Annotated in this window: 14 protein-coding genes; 4 read left to right on the forward strand and 10 right to left on the reverse strand. The window is 63.9% G+C overall.

The annotated features are described in order from the left end of the window. Positions 1-3 precede the first annotated feature (3 nt). From ACVWY5_RS23805 to ACVWY5_RS23840, 8 genes are all read right to left on the reverse strand, one after another. Positions 4-546, reverse strand: coding sequence for a tripartite tricarboxylate transporter TctB family protein (locus ACVWY5_RS23805; RefSeq protein WP_028337728.1), 543 nt, complete (start codon positions 544-546; stop codon positions 4-6). A gap of 76 nt (positions 547-622) precedes the next feature. Continuing rightward, entirely contained in the window at positions 623-1,723 is a 1,101-nt protein-coding gene (gene mtnA, locus ACVWY5_RS23810) for an S-methyl-5-thioribose-1-phosphate isomerase (RefSeq protein WP_028337729.1), read from the reverse strand. Positions 1,724-1,764: 41 nt separating this feature from the next. Beyond that, on the reverse strand, positions 1,765-2,640 hold the full coding sequence (locus ACVWY5_RS23815) for an S-methyl-5'-thioadenosine phosphorylase (RefSeq protein WP_028337730.1): 876 nt from the start codon (positions 2,638-2,640) through the stop codon (positions 1,765-1,767). 249 nt (positions 2,641-2,889) lie between these two features. After that, positions 2,890-3,867, reverse strand: a complete 978-nt coding sequence (locus ACVWY5_RS23820) for a Bug family tripartite tricarboxylate transporter substrate binding protein (protein ID WP_431017532.1) — start codon at positions 3,865-3,867, stop codon at positions 2,890-2,892. Positions 3,868-4,120: 253 nt separating this feature from the next. Beyond that, a complete protein-coding gene (locus ACVWY5_RS23825) occupies positions 4,121-4,918 on the reverse strand; it encodes an enoyl-CoA hydratase/isomerase family protein (RefSeq protein WP_028337732.1) in 798 nt (265 codons plus the stop codon). A gap of 47 nt (positions 4,919-4,965) precedes the next feature. Further along, positions 4,966-6,159, reverse strand: a complete 1,194-nt coding sequence (locus ACVWY5_RS23830) for a pyridoxal-phosphate-dependent aminotransferase family protein (RefSeq protein ID WP_028337733.1) — start codon at positions 6,157-6,159, stop codon at positions 4,966-4,968. 128 nt (positions 6,160-6,287) lie between these two features. Next, entirely contained in the window at positions 6,288-7,571 is a 1,284-nt protein-coding gene (locus ACVWY5_RS23835) for an MFS transporter (RefSeq protein WP_028337734.1), read from the reverse strand. A gap of 46 nt (positions 7,572-7,617) precedes the next feature. After that, positions 7,618-8,820 carry a pyridoxal-phosphate-dependent aminotransferase family protein gene (locus tag ACVWY5_RS23840; protein ID WP_028337735.1) on the reverse strand — a complete coding sequence of 401 codons (1,203 nt, stop codon included), beginning with the start codon at positions 8,818-8,820 and terminating at the stop codon, positions 7,618-7,620. A 135-nt stretch (positions 8,821-8,955) separates the two neighbouring features. On the opposite strand from ACVWY5_RS23840, the gene ACVWY5_RS23845 reads away from it, so the two are divergent. The 3 genes from ACVWY5_RS23845 (at position 8,956) to ACVWY5_RS23855 (ending at position 13,242) form a co-directional block, all read left to right on the forward strand. After that, positions 8,956-9,708 (forward strand): GntR family transcriptional regulator, encoded by a 753-nt coding sequence (locus ACVWY5_RS23845; RefSeq protein WP_028337736.1) that lies wholly within the window; start codon positions 8,956-8,958, stop codon positions 9,706-9,708. Between the two features lie 134 nt (positions 9,709-9,842). Beyond that, positions 9,843-12,821, forward strand: a complete 2,979-nt coding sequence (locus ACVWY5_RS23850) for an FAD-binding and (Fe-S)-binding domain-containing protein (RefSeq protein ID WP_038378019.1) — start codon at positions 9,843-9,845, stop codon at positions 12,819-12,821. Further along, positions 12,814-13,242: a GlcG/HbpS family heme-binding protein gene (locus tag ACVWY5_RS23855; protein ID WP_028337737.1), complete on the forward strand. Its 429-nt coding sequence runs from the start codon at positions 12,814-12,816 to the stop codon at positions 13,240-13,242. The genes ACVWY5_RS23850 and ACVWY5_RS23855 overlap by 8 nt, the downstream gene beginning before the upstream one ends. A 305-nt stretch (positions 13,243-13,547) precedes the next feature. Here ACVWY5_RS23855 and ACVWY5_RS23860 read toward each other — a convergent pair whose 3' ends face one another. Beyond that, positions 13,548-13,811: a hypothetical protein gene (locus ACVWY5_RS23860; RefSeq protein ID WP_028337738.1), complete on the reverse strand. Its 264-nt coding sequence runs from the start codon at positions 13,809-13,811 to the stop codon at positions 13,548-13,550. A gap of 406 nt (positions 13,812-14,217) precedes the next feature. Here ACVWY5_RS23860 and ACVWY5_RS23865 point away from each other — a divergent pair, with 406 nt between their 5' ends. Beyond that, positions 14,218-14,691 (forward strand): helix-turn-helix domain-containing protein, encoded by a 474-nt coding sequence (locus tag ACVWY5_RS23865; RefSeq protein ID WP_028337739.1) that lies wholly within the window; start codon positions 14,218-14,220, stop codon positions 14,689-14,691. Between the two features lie 818 nt (positions 14,692-15,509). Here the strand turns inward: ACVWY5_RS23865 and ACVWY5_RS23870 are convergent. Then, positions 15,510-16,088 (reverse strand): NADPH-dependent FMN reductase, encoded by a 579-nt coding sequence (locus ACVWY5_RS23870; RefSeq protein WP_321177152.1) that lies wholly within the window; start codon positions 16,086-16,088, stop codon positions 15,510-15,512. Positions 16,089-16,096: the final 8 nt, after the last annotated feature.

The following is a 16,096-nucleotide window of genomic DNA, read 5'->3' on the forward strand; positions in this document are numbered from 1 at the left end:
TCGCTAGCGGCCGAGAGCCGCTTCGAGCGGTCCCTTCGGCATGATGACGTCGAAGACGATGTCGAAGGTCACGAACATCACGGCGGTGAAGACGAAGGCGGTGAGCAGCGACTTCCACAGCGCGATCTTGCCGACGAGGCGCATGAAGCCTGCGATCAGGAGAAAGCTCGCGACATAGAGGCCGAGATATTGGGTGGCGAGGCAGAACAGCAATGTCGGCACGAACACCGCCATCACCCGGCGAAGCTGGGACCGGGTGACAAAGGTCTCGGCGGCTTCCCGGCGCGAGAGGAAGGCCGCGCCGAGACCATAGAGGCTGGCACCGCCGAGGATGACCGAGAGGTAGAACGGAAAATAGCCCGGTTGCGGCCCGGTCGAGTCCCACGACGCACCGGTGCGCCAATTGTCCCAGCCGAGCACCACGGCGAGCGCAAGCAGAAGCAGCGACACGACGACGTCGACGACGCCGGTGCTGACGACCGCCGGCGAGTTGTCTTCAGGTGCGGTCGGATCGTCGACGACGATCTCAAGTTCGGTATTTGACATGGATGAGACGGTCAGGGTTGCGAGGGCAACGATTGGGATAGCGTGCAGATGCAACCACCGTCAATGCAGCCTTCAGCTAAACGGTGGAACGCTCGGGAAAGGCGCTCGCAAGTGCAGCACGCTCCGGCTTGAGAACGCCGCGCTCGGTGATCAATCCGGTCACAAGCCGCGCCGGCGTCACGTCGAAGCCGAAATTGGCGACCGACGAGCCGTCCGGAACCACGCGCACGGTCTCGATCCGGCCATCCGCCGTGCGTCCCGTGAGGTGCGTCACCTCGTCGGCCGCGCGCTGCTCGATCGGAATCTGCCTGACACCGTCATCGATACTAAAGTCGATGGTCGGTGACGGCAGCGCAACATAGAACGGCACGCTGTTGTCGTGGGCCGCGAGCGCTTTCAGATAGGTCCCGATCTTGTTGCAGACATCGCCATTGGCGGCGACGCGATCGGTCCCGACGATCGCGAGATCGACCATGCGATGCTGCATCAAATGGCCGCCGGTGTTGTCGGGGATCACGGTGTGCGGCACGCCGTGGTGCCCGAGTTCCCAGGCGGTGAGCGAAGCGCCCTGATTGCGCGGACGCGTCTCGTCGACCCAGACATGGACCGGAATGCCGCGATCGTGCGCCTGGTAGATCGGCGATGTCGCCGTTCCCCAATCCACGGTTGCAAGCCAACCGGCGTTGCAATGCGTCAGGACGTTCACCACCTCGCCCGCCTTCTTGGTCGCGGCGATCGTCTCGATCAGGCCGAACCCGTGGCGGCCGATCTCGCGGTTGATCTCGACATCCTCATCGGCGATCTCGCGCGCGCGGGCATAGGCCGCCTCGGCGCGGGCCGAAGCCGCGAGCGGCGCCAGCGCGCGCTGCATCTCGTCAACGGCCCATTTCAGATTGATCGCGGTCGGCCGGGTCGCAAGCAGCATCTTGCCGGCGCGCTCGAGCGCCGCATCGGAGGCATCGGCGCGCATCGCGAGCGCCATGCCATAGGCTGCGGTCGCGCCGATCAGCGGCGCGCCGCGAACCAGCATCGAGCGGATCGCCTCGCCGGCCTCGTCCGCAGTGGTGAGTTTGGCGACGATGAATTCATGCGGCAACCGGCGCTGATCGATCGCGCCGACCGACCAGCCGTCGGGCTCGAGCCAGATGCTGCGAAAATGTCGTCCATCGACTTTCATGTCCTACGCCCTTCGCGTCGCGCGCTCGCTAGAGGACTTGCTCACGACCGTAACACCCGTCCGGCGACGGCATCGAGCTTGGCCAGCAGCTGCGGATCACGGGCCGCGGGCGCCGTGATCAGCGCGGTATCAAGTGCCCGATCCGAACCGACCGGGCACGGCTCGTGCTCGCGAGGGAAATCCCGCGCCAGCCGCGCGACAAGCGCCTTTGCTTTCTCGGCGTTCGAATTCAGCACACGGATGATATCCTGCACCGTCACGGCATCATGCGCCGGATGCCAGCAATCGAAATCGGTGACCATCGCCACGCTGGCGTAGCAGATCTCGGCCTCGCGGGCGAGCTTGGCTTCCGGCATGTTGGTCATGCCGATCACCGAATAGCCCTGCGCCTTGTAGGTCAGGCTTTCGGCGAGCGAGGAGAACTGCGGCCCCTCCATGCAGAGGTAGGTGCCGCCGCGGGCGAACGCGATGTCTTCGGCCTCGGCAGCGGCGGCGAGATGCCTCGCCAGCAACGGCGACACCGGATGCGCCATCGAGACATGCGCGACGCAGCCCTTGCCGAAGAACGAGCTCTCGCGGTTGTGGGTGCGATCGACGAACTGGTCGACCAATACAAACGTGCCCGGCGGCAGCTCTTCCTTGAACGAGCCGCACGCGGACAGCGCGACGAGGTCGGTGACCCCTGCCCGCTTCAGCACATCGACATTGGCGCGATAGTTGATGTCGGACGGCGACAGGGCGTGTCCATGGCCGTGGCGCGGCAGGAACACGATCGGCAGCCCCGCCATCTCGCCGCGTCGGAGCGGCGCCGACGGCTCGCCCCAGGGGCTTGTGATCGCCTCCTCGCGGACATTTTCCAGGCCCGGCAGATCGTAGATCCCGGATCCACCGATGATCCCCAACACGGCTTTGGTCATGATCGCTCCACACGGTCCCGCAACGGCGCCGGAGGGGTGACCCAGCCCGATCGGGCTCGCCGGACGTTCGGCCATACTGCGGCGCAGTAATCACTGCGCGGCTGCCACTTGCAAGGCAATTCCAAGCTAACAGGAAAGCAGCCGGCCCAGGCACCCGAAGGGTGAACCCGGAATCTCGAGATTCCCCGATGCGCAATTGCGCATCTGAGGTTCGCTGCTTCGCATCGCCCCGGAATGACGGCGAATCCGCTATTTTGCGACGAACCCTGCCGCATTCATCAGCGAGGCATTCTGCTTGTCGTCATCCTCGAGGAACTCGACCATGTCCTTGCCGGTGAGGAAGATCGGCTTCAGCGCCTGCTTCTCCATGTAGTCCTTGTATTCAGCCGTCTGCGTCACCTTCTGAAACAGGTCGACATAGAACGCCTGCTGCTCCTGCGTGACCTTGCCCGGCAGGAACATCGCGCGCAGCATCAGATACTGCACGTCGAGCCCCTCTTCCTTGCAGGTCGGGATGTCGTTCCAGGATTGCGTGTCGGTGACCTTGGTCTTGTAGGAGATGCGCTCCTTGTCGAACACGCAGAGCGCGCGAACCTGTCCGGCGCGCCAGACTTCGAGGTTCTCGCTGGGATTGTTGACGTTGGACTCGGTGTGGCCGCCGACCAGCTGGGTCGCGGCCTCGCCGCCGGACTTGTATGGCAGGTAGGAGAACTTTGCGCCGGTCTTCTGCTCCATGGAGACGGTCAGCACGTGATCCTCGCGCTTGGAGCCCGTACCGCCCATCTTGAACGGCGCGCTCGCCGCCTTCGCGGCAGCGATGAACTCCTTCACGGTCTTCGGACCGGAGGCGTTGTCCCACAACACGAACTGGTCGAGCGCGATCACCGACACCGGGGTGAGGTCGCGCCAGTTGAACGGAATCTTGGCCGACAGCGGCAGCATGTAGATCAGCGAATAGGCGATCAGCACCTTGTTGGGATCACCCTCGCTGGACTTCATGTACATCAGCGCTTCCGCACCCGACGCGCCGCCCTTCAGCGACACCACCATCGGCTGCTTCATCAGATTGTTCTTCTGGATCGCCGCCTGCATCATGCGCGCCATCTGGTCTGAGGCGCCGCCGGCACCGGCCGCGACCACGATTTCGACCGGCTTGCTCGGCTCCCAGCCGGCAAAGGCCGGCGTGCTCAGCAAGAGGGCCGCGATTGCAGCCGTGGTTTTTACAATCTGTCCCACGTGTTTCTTCCCTATCTATTTGTTCGGCTTGGTAAAACCTGCGAGGTGGCGGGCTCGCGTCATTGTGCCGAGAATGAAGGTGAGTTCAAGCCGCGAACTGCCGCATGGCCTATGACTTTGGAATGAGGTGGGGACGCTCAGGACCAACAATCAAAACAGCGCGGAGTCCGTCTCGGGCCCACGCTTTCTGACAACGGGGATCAATGCGAAAAGCGCGCTTTCCGCCAGGATTCCAGGACGACCGTTACTTGCCCTTGAAGTTGGGCGCGCGCTTGTTGAGGAAGGCGTCCATGCCCTCGCGGAAATCCTCGCTCATATAGGCGCGCAGGATCAGGTCCTCGCCCTCCTCACGCAACAGCGTGCGGCGGATGCGGCGCACCGCTTCCTTGGTCACTTCGAGCGTGATCGGCGCGTGGCCCGCGACGAGCTTCGCCGTCTCGGTGGCGCGGCGCTGCAACGTCTCCACATCGGGGACGACTTCGTTCAACAGCCCGAGCGCCAGCGCCTCGGGCGCCTCGACGAGGCGCGCCTTGAAGATCAGATCCTTGGTCCGCGCTGGACCGATCAGTGACACCAGCCGCGAGATGTTGGACATCGAGAGGCAGTTGCCGAGCGTGCGCGCGATCGGGAAGCCGATCCGCGTCGCCTCCGTGCCGATCCGGATATCGCAGCAGGCGGCAATGCCGGCGCCACCGCCGGTGCAGGCGCCGGCGATCGCCGCGATCACGGGCACGCGGCACTGTTCGAGCGTGCCCAGCACGCGGTCGATCCGCGCCTCATAGTCCAGCGCATCCTGGGCAGTCTTGAAGGCCCGGAACTGCGAGATGTCGGTGCCCGAGGCGAACGCCTTGTCGCCGGCACCGGTCATGATCAGCGCCTTGATGGAGTGATCCTGATTGATGTTCTCGCAGATCGCCGCCATCTGCTCGTACATCGCAAAGGTCAGCGCATTGCGCGCCTGCGGCCGGTTGAACGTGATGCGCGCGATCCCGTCCTCGACGGAATAGATCAGGTCTTCGGTCGAAGTGACGGGCGCGTTCATGTCTCGCTCTTTCTGTTGTTTGCGATTCGATTTCAGGCGACAGCCTTTTAAGCGACAGCCTTCGACTGCGAAGCGTCGCGTCCCTTCAGGACCTCCATCGCCGCCAGCACGCCGCCGCTGCGATGCGGCACCTTGGCCAGATCAAGCCCCATCTCGACGCCGGACAGCGTGCCCATCAGCATCAGGTCGTTGAAGTGCCCGATATGCCCGATCCGGAACACCTTGCCCTTGACCTTGTTGAGGCCGGTGCCGAGCGACATGTCGAAATTCTCCAGCACGATCTTGCGGAAATGATCGGCGTCGTGGCCGTCAGGCACCCGCACCGCGGTCAGCGCCGGCGAGTGTGCGCCCTGCTCCTGGCATTGTGTCTCGAGGCCCCAGACCTTGATCGCCGCGCGGGTCGCCTCACTGTGGCGCTTGTGGCGGGCGAAGACGTTCTCGAGGCCCTCCTCCTCCAGCATCTTCACGGCCTCGCGCAGGCCGAACAGGAGGTTGGTGGCGGGCGTATACGGCCAGGTGCCGGCCTTGTTGATGTTGATGACTTCCTGCCAATCCCAATAGGAGCGCATGCCCGGATTGGCCTTGGCCACGGCGAGCGCCTTCTCCGACACGGCGTTGAAGCCGAGGCCGGGCGGCAGCATCAGCCCCTTCTGGGAGCCGGCGATGGAGACATCGATGCCCCAGGCATCATGCTCATATTCCAGCGAGCCGAGGCCGGATATGGTGTCGACCATCAAGAGCGCCGGATGCTTCAGTGTGTCGAGGATCTTGCGGACGTCGCGCGGATAGGTGACGCAGGCGGTCGAGGTCTCGTTATGGACCACGCAGACCGCCTTGATCTTGTGCGCCTTGTCGGCGGACAGTCTGGCCTCGATCTGCTCGAGGTCGGCGCCGTGGCGCCAGTCGCCCGATATGAAGTCGACGTCGAGCTTGAACTTGTCGGCAATGCCATGCCACAGCACGGCGAACTGCCCGGTCTCGCACATCAGGACCTTGTCGCCGGGCTGCAGCGTGTTGACGATCGCGGCCTCCCAGGCGCCGGTCCCCGACGACGGGTAGATGATCACGGGCTGCTTGGTCCGGAACACACGCTGCATCGCAGAAAGCACGGCAAAACCGATCTCGGCGAACTCGGGACCGCGATGGTCCATGGTCGGCATATCCATGGCCCGCAGCACCCGGTCCGGCACGTTGGTCGGTCCCGGAATCTGCAGAAAATGCCTTCCAGTATGCACGGTCATGAGCGTCTTTCCCGGTCTCGTCTTGGTCGTGGTGAGCCGCTCGCATATCACTATTCGCCGGGTTTGTCCTAGGCCCGGCGGGGGTCGGTCATGCATATCTGACGGCGCTCCGCCGGGCCGGCAGCGCCTCATTCGGCGGCCACCACCTTGCCCGGCACCACCGATTCGTTCGTCTCCTCGAACGGCCGCTCGGGATGCATCAGGAACGCCGAGAAGCCGCCGACCAGCAGCAGGCCCATCGACATCAGGAACGGCAGGTACCAGTTTCCGGTGGCGTCGATGACGAAGCCGGCGACCAGCGGCGACACGATGGCCGCGAAAGCCGAGCCGGTGTTCATGATCCCCGCGGCGGTGCCGGAATATTTCGCCGCGATGTCCATCGGGATCGACCACATCGGCCCGATCACGAGCTCGGCACAGAAGAATCCGGCCGACAGGCAGAGCGCCACCACCGTGATGTCGTGAACGAACAGGATCGGCATCAGCGACAGCAGCGCGCCGGCGAAGCCCACGACCGTCACGCTGAGTCGCGCCAGCCGTACATTCCCGGTGCGCTCGAGAATGCGGTCGGAGATGACGCCGCCGATGCTGTCGCCGACGACGCCGGCAAAGAACACGCCGGATGCGAACAGCGCCGAGTTCTTGAGATCGAGGCTGTAGTTGTTCTTGAAGAACAGCGGCAGCCAGTTGAGATAGAGCCACAGGCACCAGCCGTAGCAGAAATAGGTCAGCGTCACCGGCCACATCCGCTGCAGCAGCGGTCCCCACGGCACCTTCGGCCGCTCGCCCTGCGGACGCGTCGGCAATGTCGCAAGCTCGGCCGCGGTGATCGAGCCATGGTCCCGCGGCTCGTTGCGGAAGTACCAGACCCACGCGATGCCCCAGATCAGGCTGACGACGCCGAGCACGACGAACGCGCCGCGCCAGGTCAGCCAGAGGATCAGCAGCGCGACCACCGGCGGAGTGATGGCATTGCCGAGCCGCGCGAATGAATGCGTCAGGCCTTGCGCGAAGCCGCGGCGGTTCGCCGGCGTCCAGTACTGCATCGCGCGCGTCGCGGTCGGAAACGTCGCGCCTTCGCCGAACCCCAGCGCCAAACGCGCGACAAACAGCGCGGCAAGGCCATGGACAAAGCCGGTCATGATGGTCGCCGCGGCCCAGATCATGCCGCACCAGAACAAGGTCTGGCGCGGCCCGAAGCGATCGCCGACCCAGCCGCCGATCACCTGAAACAGCAGGTACGGATAGGCGAATGCCGAGAACACCAGACCGAGCTCGGTATTGGACAGGCCGAGCTCCTTCTGGATCTCGCCGGCCGCGGTGCCGATGTTCACCCGGTCCACATAGGTGATGAAGTACATCACGCAGAGCATGGCCAACACGACATGGGTGGCCTTGAACCGAAGCCTCATATCCCCTCCCCCGCGATTTTTTTGAAGTTTGTTGACGCGCTGGCTGCTAGGTGCCGACGACTTTCAGATGCGGCGGTGTATTGCGCTGGTCGCGCTGTTCGAGAAGCTTCATCGCTGCCTCGACGCCGCCAGAGCGGTGCGGCACACCGGCGACCGACAATCCCATCTCGACGCCGGTCAGCGCGCCAAGCAACGTCAGCTCGTTGCACTCGCCGAGATGACCGATGCGGAACACCTTGCCCGCGACCTTCGACAGGCCGGCACCGAGCGACATGTTGAAATTGTCGAGCACGACCTTGCGGAACTGATCGGCGTCATGGCCAGGCGGCATCATCACCGCGGTCAGCACCGGCGAGAATTCCGAGGGCTCCTGGCACAGAACCTCGAGCCCCCACTGATTGACGGCGGCGCGCGTGGCGGCGGCCAGCCGCTGATGGCGGGCGAACACGTTGTCGAGCCCCTCCTCCAGCAGCATCGCGATCGCCTCGCGCAGCCCGTAGAGCAGGTTCGTCGCCGGCGTATAGGGGAAGAAGCCCTTGGCGTTCAGCTTCAGCATTTCCTCCCAGTCGAAATAGGAGCGCGGCATCCGGTTGATGCGCGACGCGGCGCGCGCCTTCTCCGAGATGGCGTTGAAGCCGAGGCCAGGCGGCAGCATGAAGCCCTTTTGCGAGCAGCTGACGCTGACGTCGACCTTCCACTCGTCGTGCCGGTAATCGACCGAGCCCAGCGAGGAAATGGTGTCGACCATCAGGAACGCCGGATGCGAGGTGCGGTCGATCGCGGCACGGATGTCCGAGATCCGGCTGGTCGCGCCGGTCGAGGTCTCGTTGTGGACGACCATCACCGCCTTGATGCTGTGCGCGGTGTCGGCGGCAAGCCTGGCTTCAATCTGGATCGGGTCGGCGCCACGGCGCCAGTCGCCGGGCATGAAATCCACCTCGATGCCGAACCGGCCGGCCATCTGCCGCCACAGGGTGGCGAAGTGGCCGGTCTCGACCATCAGAACCTTGTCGCCCGGCGACAGGGTATTGACGATCGCGGCCTCCCAGGCGCCGGTCCCGGATGACGGGAAGATCACCACCGGACCCCTGGTCTGAAATACCTTCTGGCTGCCCTCGAGCACGGCGCGGCCGAGCGCGGCGAATTCGGCGCTGCGGTGGTCGATGACCGGCATGTCCATAGCCCGAAGAATGCGATCCGGGACCGGGCTCGGCCCTGGAATCTGCAGAAAATGGCGCCCTTGATGCATGAGAACCTCCCAATCGCCGGATTTCGGCTTCTCTGTGAGCTATTTTGCATTCATTTTTTGTCCTCTTTTCAATCCAAATCTGGTATTCAATCGAGAGCATCGACGCGACCTCGCCGGCAAATTATTGTTCAGAATATGAAATCCGCGATTCCCGAAGCCGGGGTTCCGATCAGCCCGCCCACCGCCGGCAACGGCGGCGACCGCCAGGAGGCCTCGCTTCACGGCGAGATCCTGCTGCGGCTCCGCGACTATGTGGTGGAAGGCAACATTCCCGAGGGCGCCCGCGTTCCAGAGCGGCAGCTCTGCGAGATGCTGGGTATCTCAAGGACGCCGCTCCGCGAGGCGCTCAAGGTGCTGGCCGCCGAGGGCCTGATCGAGCTCTTGCCCAACCGAGGCGCGCGGGTGCGCCGGCTCAGCCCGCGCGACCTCGAGGAATTGTTCGACGTCATGGCCGGGCTCGAGAGCCTCGCCGGACGGCTGGCGTGCGAGATCATCACCGACGAGGAAATCGTCGCGATCGAGCGGCTGCACTACGAGATGTACGGCCATTATCTGCACCGCGACATGCACGGCTATTTCCAGACCAACCAACAAATCCACGAGAGCATCGTTGCGGCCGCGCGCAACGATGCGCTGAAGGCCACCTACGCCAACTTCGCCGGCCGGATCCGTCGCGTGCGCTATTCCGCCAATTTCGCCCGCAAGCGGCAGCGCTGGGCCGAGGCGATGCGCGAGCACGAGGCGATCCTCGATGCGCTGCGCCGGCGCGCGGCAAGCGAGCTTAGCGACATCCTGTTCCAGCACCTGCGCAACAAGCGGGCCGCCGCCATCGATCACCTCGCGGAGGGGCCGGACAGCGGCCTGGAGACGACGCCCCAGAACGACTAAAGGGGCGGGCACAAGGATGGCTGGAGGGCAGCCCATCCTTGCCCATTATGAATTCATAATGTAATTCTCACGTCGAGAGAATGCATAATCCATGAGCAACCCTTTGTTGCGTCATGGATCACATCGGATCTGGGATGAAGAACGCCACCTCGCTCGAACAGCGCCTGCGGTCCGAACTGGCCGGCGACGTGTTTTTCGACGCCTTCAACCGCGGCCGCTACGCGACCGACGCCTCATTCTACCAGATCATGCCGGCCGGCGTGGTGGTGCCGCGAACCGTCGACGAGGCGCTGCGGACGCTCGCGATCGTCCGCGACGCCGGGCGGATCGTCACCCCGCGCGGCGGCGGCACCTCGCAATGCGGCCAGACCGTCAATAACGGCATCGTCGTCGACCTGTCCAAGCATCTGAACCGGATCATCTCGCTCGACGTCGATAATCGAACCTGCGTGGTCGAGCCCGGCATCGTGCTCGACGATCTCAACCGCCAGCTCAGGAAACACGGGCTGTGGTTTCCGGTCGACGTCTCGACCGCATCGCGCGCCACGATCGGCGGTATGGCCGGCAACAACTCCTGCGGCGGCCGCTCGCTGCGCTACGGCACGATGCGCGACAACACGCTGTCGATGGATGCTGCGCTCGCCGACGGCACGCTGCTGCATTTCGGCGAGGTGCCGCGCGACCTGACGCGGGTCAATTCGTCCGACAGCGGACTGAAGCTGTTTCGCGACATGCTCGATCTCGGCGAGCGCGAGGCGCTCGAGATCGCCGACAAATTCCCCAAGGTGCAGCGCCGCGTCGGCGGCTATAACCTCGATGCGCTGGTGCCGCGCAACGCGCCAAACAATCTGGCGCATCTTCTGGTCGGCTCGGAGGGCACCCTCGCCTTCACGACGCAGGTCGAACTCAAGCTGTGGCCTGTAATCCGCAACAAGGCGCTCGGCGTCTGCCATTTCGGCAGCTTCTACGAGGCGATGGACGCGGCCCAGCATCTGGTCAAGCTGCGACCCATTGCTGTGGAGCTGGTCGACCGCACCATGATCGCACTCGGCCGCGAGATCGCGATGTTCCAGCCGATCATCTCGGCTGCGGTGCGCGGCGATCCGGACGCCATCCTGGTGGTCGAGTTCGCCGAAGAGGATCACGCCGACAACCTCGCCCGCCTCAAGCAACTCGGCGAGCTGATGGCCGACCTCGGCTTCGGCTGGGACAAGCCGCAGCGCAAATGGGGCGGCGTGGTCGAGATCGTCGAGCCCGCGTTGCAGACCGGCATCGCCGATTTCCGCGCCGCCGGCCTCAACGTCATGATGTCGATGAAGCAGGAGGGCAAGCCGGTCTCGTTCGTCGAGGATTGCGCGGTGCCGCTGCCGTATCTCGCCGACTACACCGAGCGGCTCAATGCCGTGTTCGCAAGGCACGGCACCCGCGGCACGATGTATGCGCATGCCTCCGAAGGCTGCCTGCATGTGCGCCCGGTGCTCAATCTCAAGCTCGAGAAGGACGTCAAGGCCATGCGCGCCATTGCCGAGGAAGCCTTCGCGATGGTGCGCGAATACAAGGGCTCGCATTCCGGCGAGCACGGCGACGGCCTGGTGCGCTCGGAATTCCACGAAGCGATGTTCGGGCAGCGCATCGTGGCCGATTTCCGCGAGGTCAAGCAGCGCTTCGATCCGACCAATACGCTCAACCCGGGCAAGATCGTCGATCCGCCCAAGATGGACGACCGTTCGCTGTTTCGTTTTTCGCCGGATTATCGCGTCGGCGACTTGAAGACGGTGCTCGACTGGTCGGCCTATCCCGGCGCCGGCGGCGGCTTCCAGGGCGCCGTCGAGATGTGCAACAACAACGGCGCCTGCCGGAAGCTCGAAGGCGGCGTGATGTGCCCGTCCTATCGTGCCACGCGCAACGAGAAGGACGTCACCCGCGGCCGCGCCAATACGCTGCGGCTCGCGATCTCTGGCCAGTTGGGTGCGGACGCGCTCGCCTCCGACGAGATGATGGAGACGCTGAAGCTCTGCGTCTCCTGCAAGGCGTGCCGCCATGAATGCCCGACCGGCGTCGACATGGCCAAGATGAAGATCGAGGTGCTGGCCGCACGCGCGGCGACGCACGGCCTGTCGCTGCGCGACCGGCTGGTCGGCTATCTGCCGCGCTATGTCGATCTCGCCTCGCGCTTTGCCCCGATCGCGAACTGGCGTAACCGCAGCCCGATGCTGCGCGTGCTGTTCGAGAAACTCGCAGGGATCAGCGCCAAGCGCGCATTGCCGGAATTTCGCAGCGACACATTCCGGCCCGACGCCACAGCGCTCGGTCCGGTGGATGGCCGCGAAGTCGTGCTGTTCGCCGATACGTTCAACCGCGGCTACGAGCGGGAGAATCTCGACGCCGCGATCGAGGTGCTTGTCGCCGGCGGCTATCGCGTGCATCTGCCGAGGCCATCGGACGGCGGGCGGCCGCCGTGCTGCGGGCGAACGTTCCTGTCGGCCGGACTGGTGGAGCAAGCCCGAGCCGAGCTTGACCGGCTGGTTGCGACCTACGTCCCGTTCGCGGCCCGCGGCGTGCCGATCATCGGTCTCGAGCCAAGCTGCCTTCTCACGTTGCGCGACGAGCTGCTGTCGCTGCGCTCGGATGAGGCCGCCAAGACTGTCAGCGCGCACGCGCTGCTGTTCGAGGAATTTCTGGCGCGCGAAGCGGAAGCCGGACGACTGGCGTTGCCGCTCGGCGCCGTCGCCGGCAAGGCCGTGGTGCATGGTCATTGCCACCAAAAATCCTTCGGCGCGTTCAAGCCGGTGGAGAAGGTGCTGCGCCTGGTGCCCGGCCTCGACGTCAAGACCATCGAGTCGAGCTGCTGCGGTATGGCCGGTGCGTTCGGCTATGGTGCCGACACCTATCAGGCCTCGATCGAGATGGCCGAGCTGTCGCTGCTGCCGGCTGTCAGAGGCGCCGATCAGGACACGCTAATCGTGGCCGACGGGACCTCATGCCGCCACCAGATCAAGGACGGCAGCGGACGAACGCCGCTACATGTCGCCAGAGTATTGGCGATGAGCCTGAAACGTGCGAAATCGAATTTCGACAGATTGTTACCGACAAAGGAAGAGGCCCATGGCTGAGCTCACTCTCGAAACTGCCCGCAAGATTCTGGATGCCGCGCTGACCAAGGGGGTCGAGAAGAAGTTCAAGCCGCTGGTCGTCACCGTCCTCGACGCCCGTGGCGCCGTGAAGGTGACGGCGGCACAGGACGGCACCAGCCTGATGCGGGCCGAAATCGCCCATGGCAAGGCCTATGGCGCGCTGGCGCTCGGGATGGGATCGCGGGCGCTGTTTCAGCGCGCGCAGGAGCAGGCCTATTTCGTCGACGCCGTGAACACGCTCGCGCAGGGGCGGATGGTGCCGGTGCCCGGCGGCGTGCTGATCCTGGATGGTGCTACCCTGCTCGGCGCCGTCGGCGTCAGCGGCGACACCTCGGACAATGACGAGATCTGCGCCGTGGCGGGCATCGAAGCCGCCGGCCTGAAGGCCAACGCAGGCTAGAACAGCCCTGCTCGCGCGCTTCCGAGATTGGTTTTTGAACGGTGATGCACTTAGGTTGAAAGTCGCTGATTGGAGACATTGGCACCCCGTCGGGGGTTCAAGTCGCTGGACCGCTACAGCCCGAAACCCACTATTTCCGAAGCCCTGTTTTTCTATCGGAGGGCAGCCTAAGTCGCGACGTGGGCCCTTGGTAGCCCATCAACGGCCGCCGTTCGCACGCAATGCCTCTCTTTCCGGCTGCGGTTCGGGAGGCCGAGCTTCCATGAGCTCGAGCACCGCGCGCCCAAACAGCTCGCTTCTAGCCCTTAGCGCGGCCCGGAGTGCGCTTCGACAAAGGCGCGAAGGTGTGCGTCGCGTATATCGAGAACATCGAACAGCCCCAAGGACTGCAAAGCCGGAAGCGCCTCGATCACATCGCGCTCTGCCGTTTGCCTATCCTCAACGCTAGTTTCGGGCGCAGCCAGCATCCGGGCGTTGGCGAGAAACGCACCCACAGAACCTTTGCGAACGTTAACTCCATTGATCACAGCCTGGTCGACGTCGTCCGGCATCACTTCTTTTGCACGCATCGTATTTCTCCTTCGATCACAACCCGAGAATAGCATGTGACGCTGGCGTTGCTGCGCGATCTAGGCCATACAATACGCAGTTGAGGCCATGTCAAAGCCACTGATCGAACCTAGTCGCGCCGATACGGACGCGGGCCCTCCGCTGGTCGCCGTCTTGGCAAACGGTGGCGAACCGCGGGTTACTCCCGTGCATCAACATGCGCGCGGACAACTTCTCGGGGCAACGCATGGGCTCGTGACCGTCGGCATGGACTCGGGCCATTGGGTTGTACCGGCGATTCATTGCGTATGGATACCGCCGCATCATTCTCATGCGCTGTGCTCTCATGGACCTTTCGTCGGGTGGAGCGTCTATGTCACTGAGGACTGCTGCGTGGACTTACCGGCGGCACCCAGAACGATGCAAATGTCGAGCTTGCTGCGCGAATGCGTGGCGCGCGCGGCAACCTGGTCAGATAGCGACCAAGGCTTGGCCAGAACTCATCTCACCGAGGTAATCCGTGACGAAATCGGCTCGCTTCCGCGCGAGCAATTCGGTTTGCCCATGCCAACCGATCCGCGACTGCTTCGGGTTGCCCGCGCGCTTGCGGACGATCCTGCCGATAAGCGACGCCTAGACGACTGGGCCATCCTCGCCGGAAGCCCAGTGCGGACGCTGACGCGACGATTTCCAATCGAAACCGGGTTCAGCTTCACCGAGTGGCGGCAGCGCGTACGTCTGATGCGAGCGCTGGAAATGCTCGCCGACGAAATTCCGGTGACCACCATCGTCCTCGATCTCGGCTATGAAACGGTGAGTGCATTCATCGCGCTGTTCCGGCGCACATTCGGGACAACGCCGGCGCGCTATTTTCCCCGCGCCCCAGACCGGCAGCGGTGACGCCTCCGCACGCCCGTCGTCGCTTGCCAAACCATTTTCCAGCGGGCGGAAGCGTCCAAGCCATTGTCTTGCCGTGCCGCAAGTCGAGAGACGATTTATACTGTTTCGGAAGGCGCATCATTCCATCGCTGGCCGCGGTCGACGATCGGGCGGGAACGACGCATTTGACGGTCGCCTGCAACTCCGCAGCCCTTTTGGCGCCCCGCTTTTCAAGATTGCGGATCGCGTCGCGCTTAACGCCGCTAGTCTGGATCTTGCGGACCGAGGCGTAGATCCGGGCTCATAATAATCGCGCGCCCTTGGCCCTAGGAAATAGGCCATGAAGACGATCGCAGCGTTTTCGTGGATGTTGTCGAAGCTGGTGGACACGGGATCGCTGATCTCGAAATCGACCGCTCCATCGCCGAATAAACGCGGCCTGCCCATTAGCGCTACGCTTGGCTCGCCCTACCGGTTGGCGGTGCAGAGGAGCTTATCATGCCGATCATTGAAGAAGGATCGCAGAGCGTCGGAAAGCGCGCGGTGCAATGACGCTTCTGTTGGGGAACCAAAGGGCATTTGCGAGCAACTCTTCTCTCGAGAATTCATCTATTATGGATAATCGAGTTGGCCTTGCTCTGGGTCGAAGCCATTTGATACGCCTTTTAAAGCCAGTAGGGGCGCTGCGTCTAATCCTATCCAAGATGATCTGCGGAGTTGTCAGTCACCGGCCATTTGGGTGCATACTTCGCAGAGGCGACGATCAACATCCATCGCTTGGCCCCAGCGGCTGCTGTGTGCGTCTAGTTCATGGACCGCGCGATCTTCACGTGTGCGCCCTATGCCTCAGTAGCGCCCTGATCGTCCGCCAAGGCGTCTTTCAATTGCGTGAACGCTTGTTCGACCTCGGCGAGTTGGCTGGCGAATGTGGCGGCCGGATCGATCTGGCCCGCATTGGCTACGATGAGTTCGTGGGGCAGCATGAGCGCCGGCCGAATGGCGACCGGCTTCATTTTGACGTATTGGCAGACCTGCACGAGTTGTTCGGCGCATTTGCCACCGCCGTGGCCACCGTAGCAGACGATCATCGCCGGCTTTCCGGCCCACTCCTTATAGAGGTGGTCGATCGCATTCTTGAGCGGCGCTGGATAGCCGCCATTATATTGGGGCGTCACGAACACAAACGCTGGCGCGGCGGCGACCTTGTTGCTCCATGCACGTGTACGCTCGTGCTCATACTGACCCGTGTTCGGCATTGCGGATTCGTCATCCATCGGCAGCGGCCAGTCCGACAGGTCGACGACTTCGAATGATAAGGACGTCGCGTCCCGCCCGAGCGCGGCGATCCAAGCCGCAACCTGCGGCGCAATGCGTCGAGGCCTTACGCTTCCAACGATGACGAGAACGGGTGATTGCAAGATACATC

This window comes from Bradyrhizobium sp. USDA 3256 (assembly GCF_054058275.1).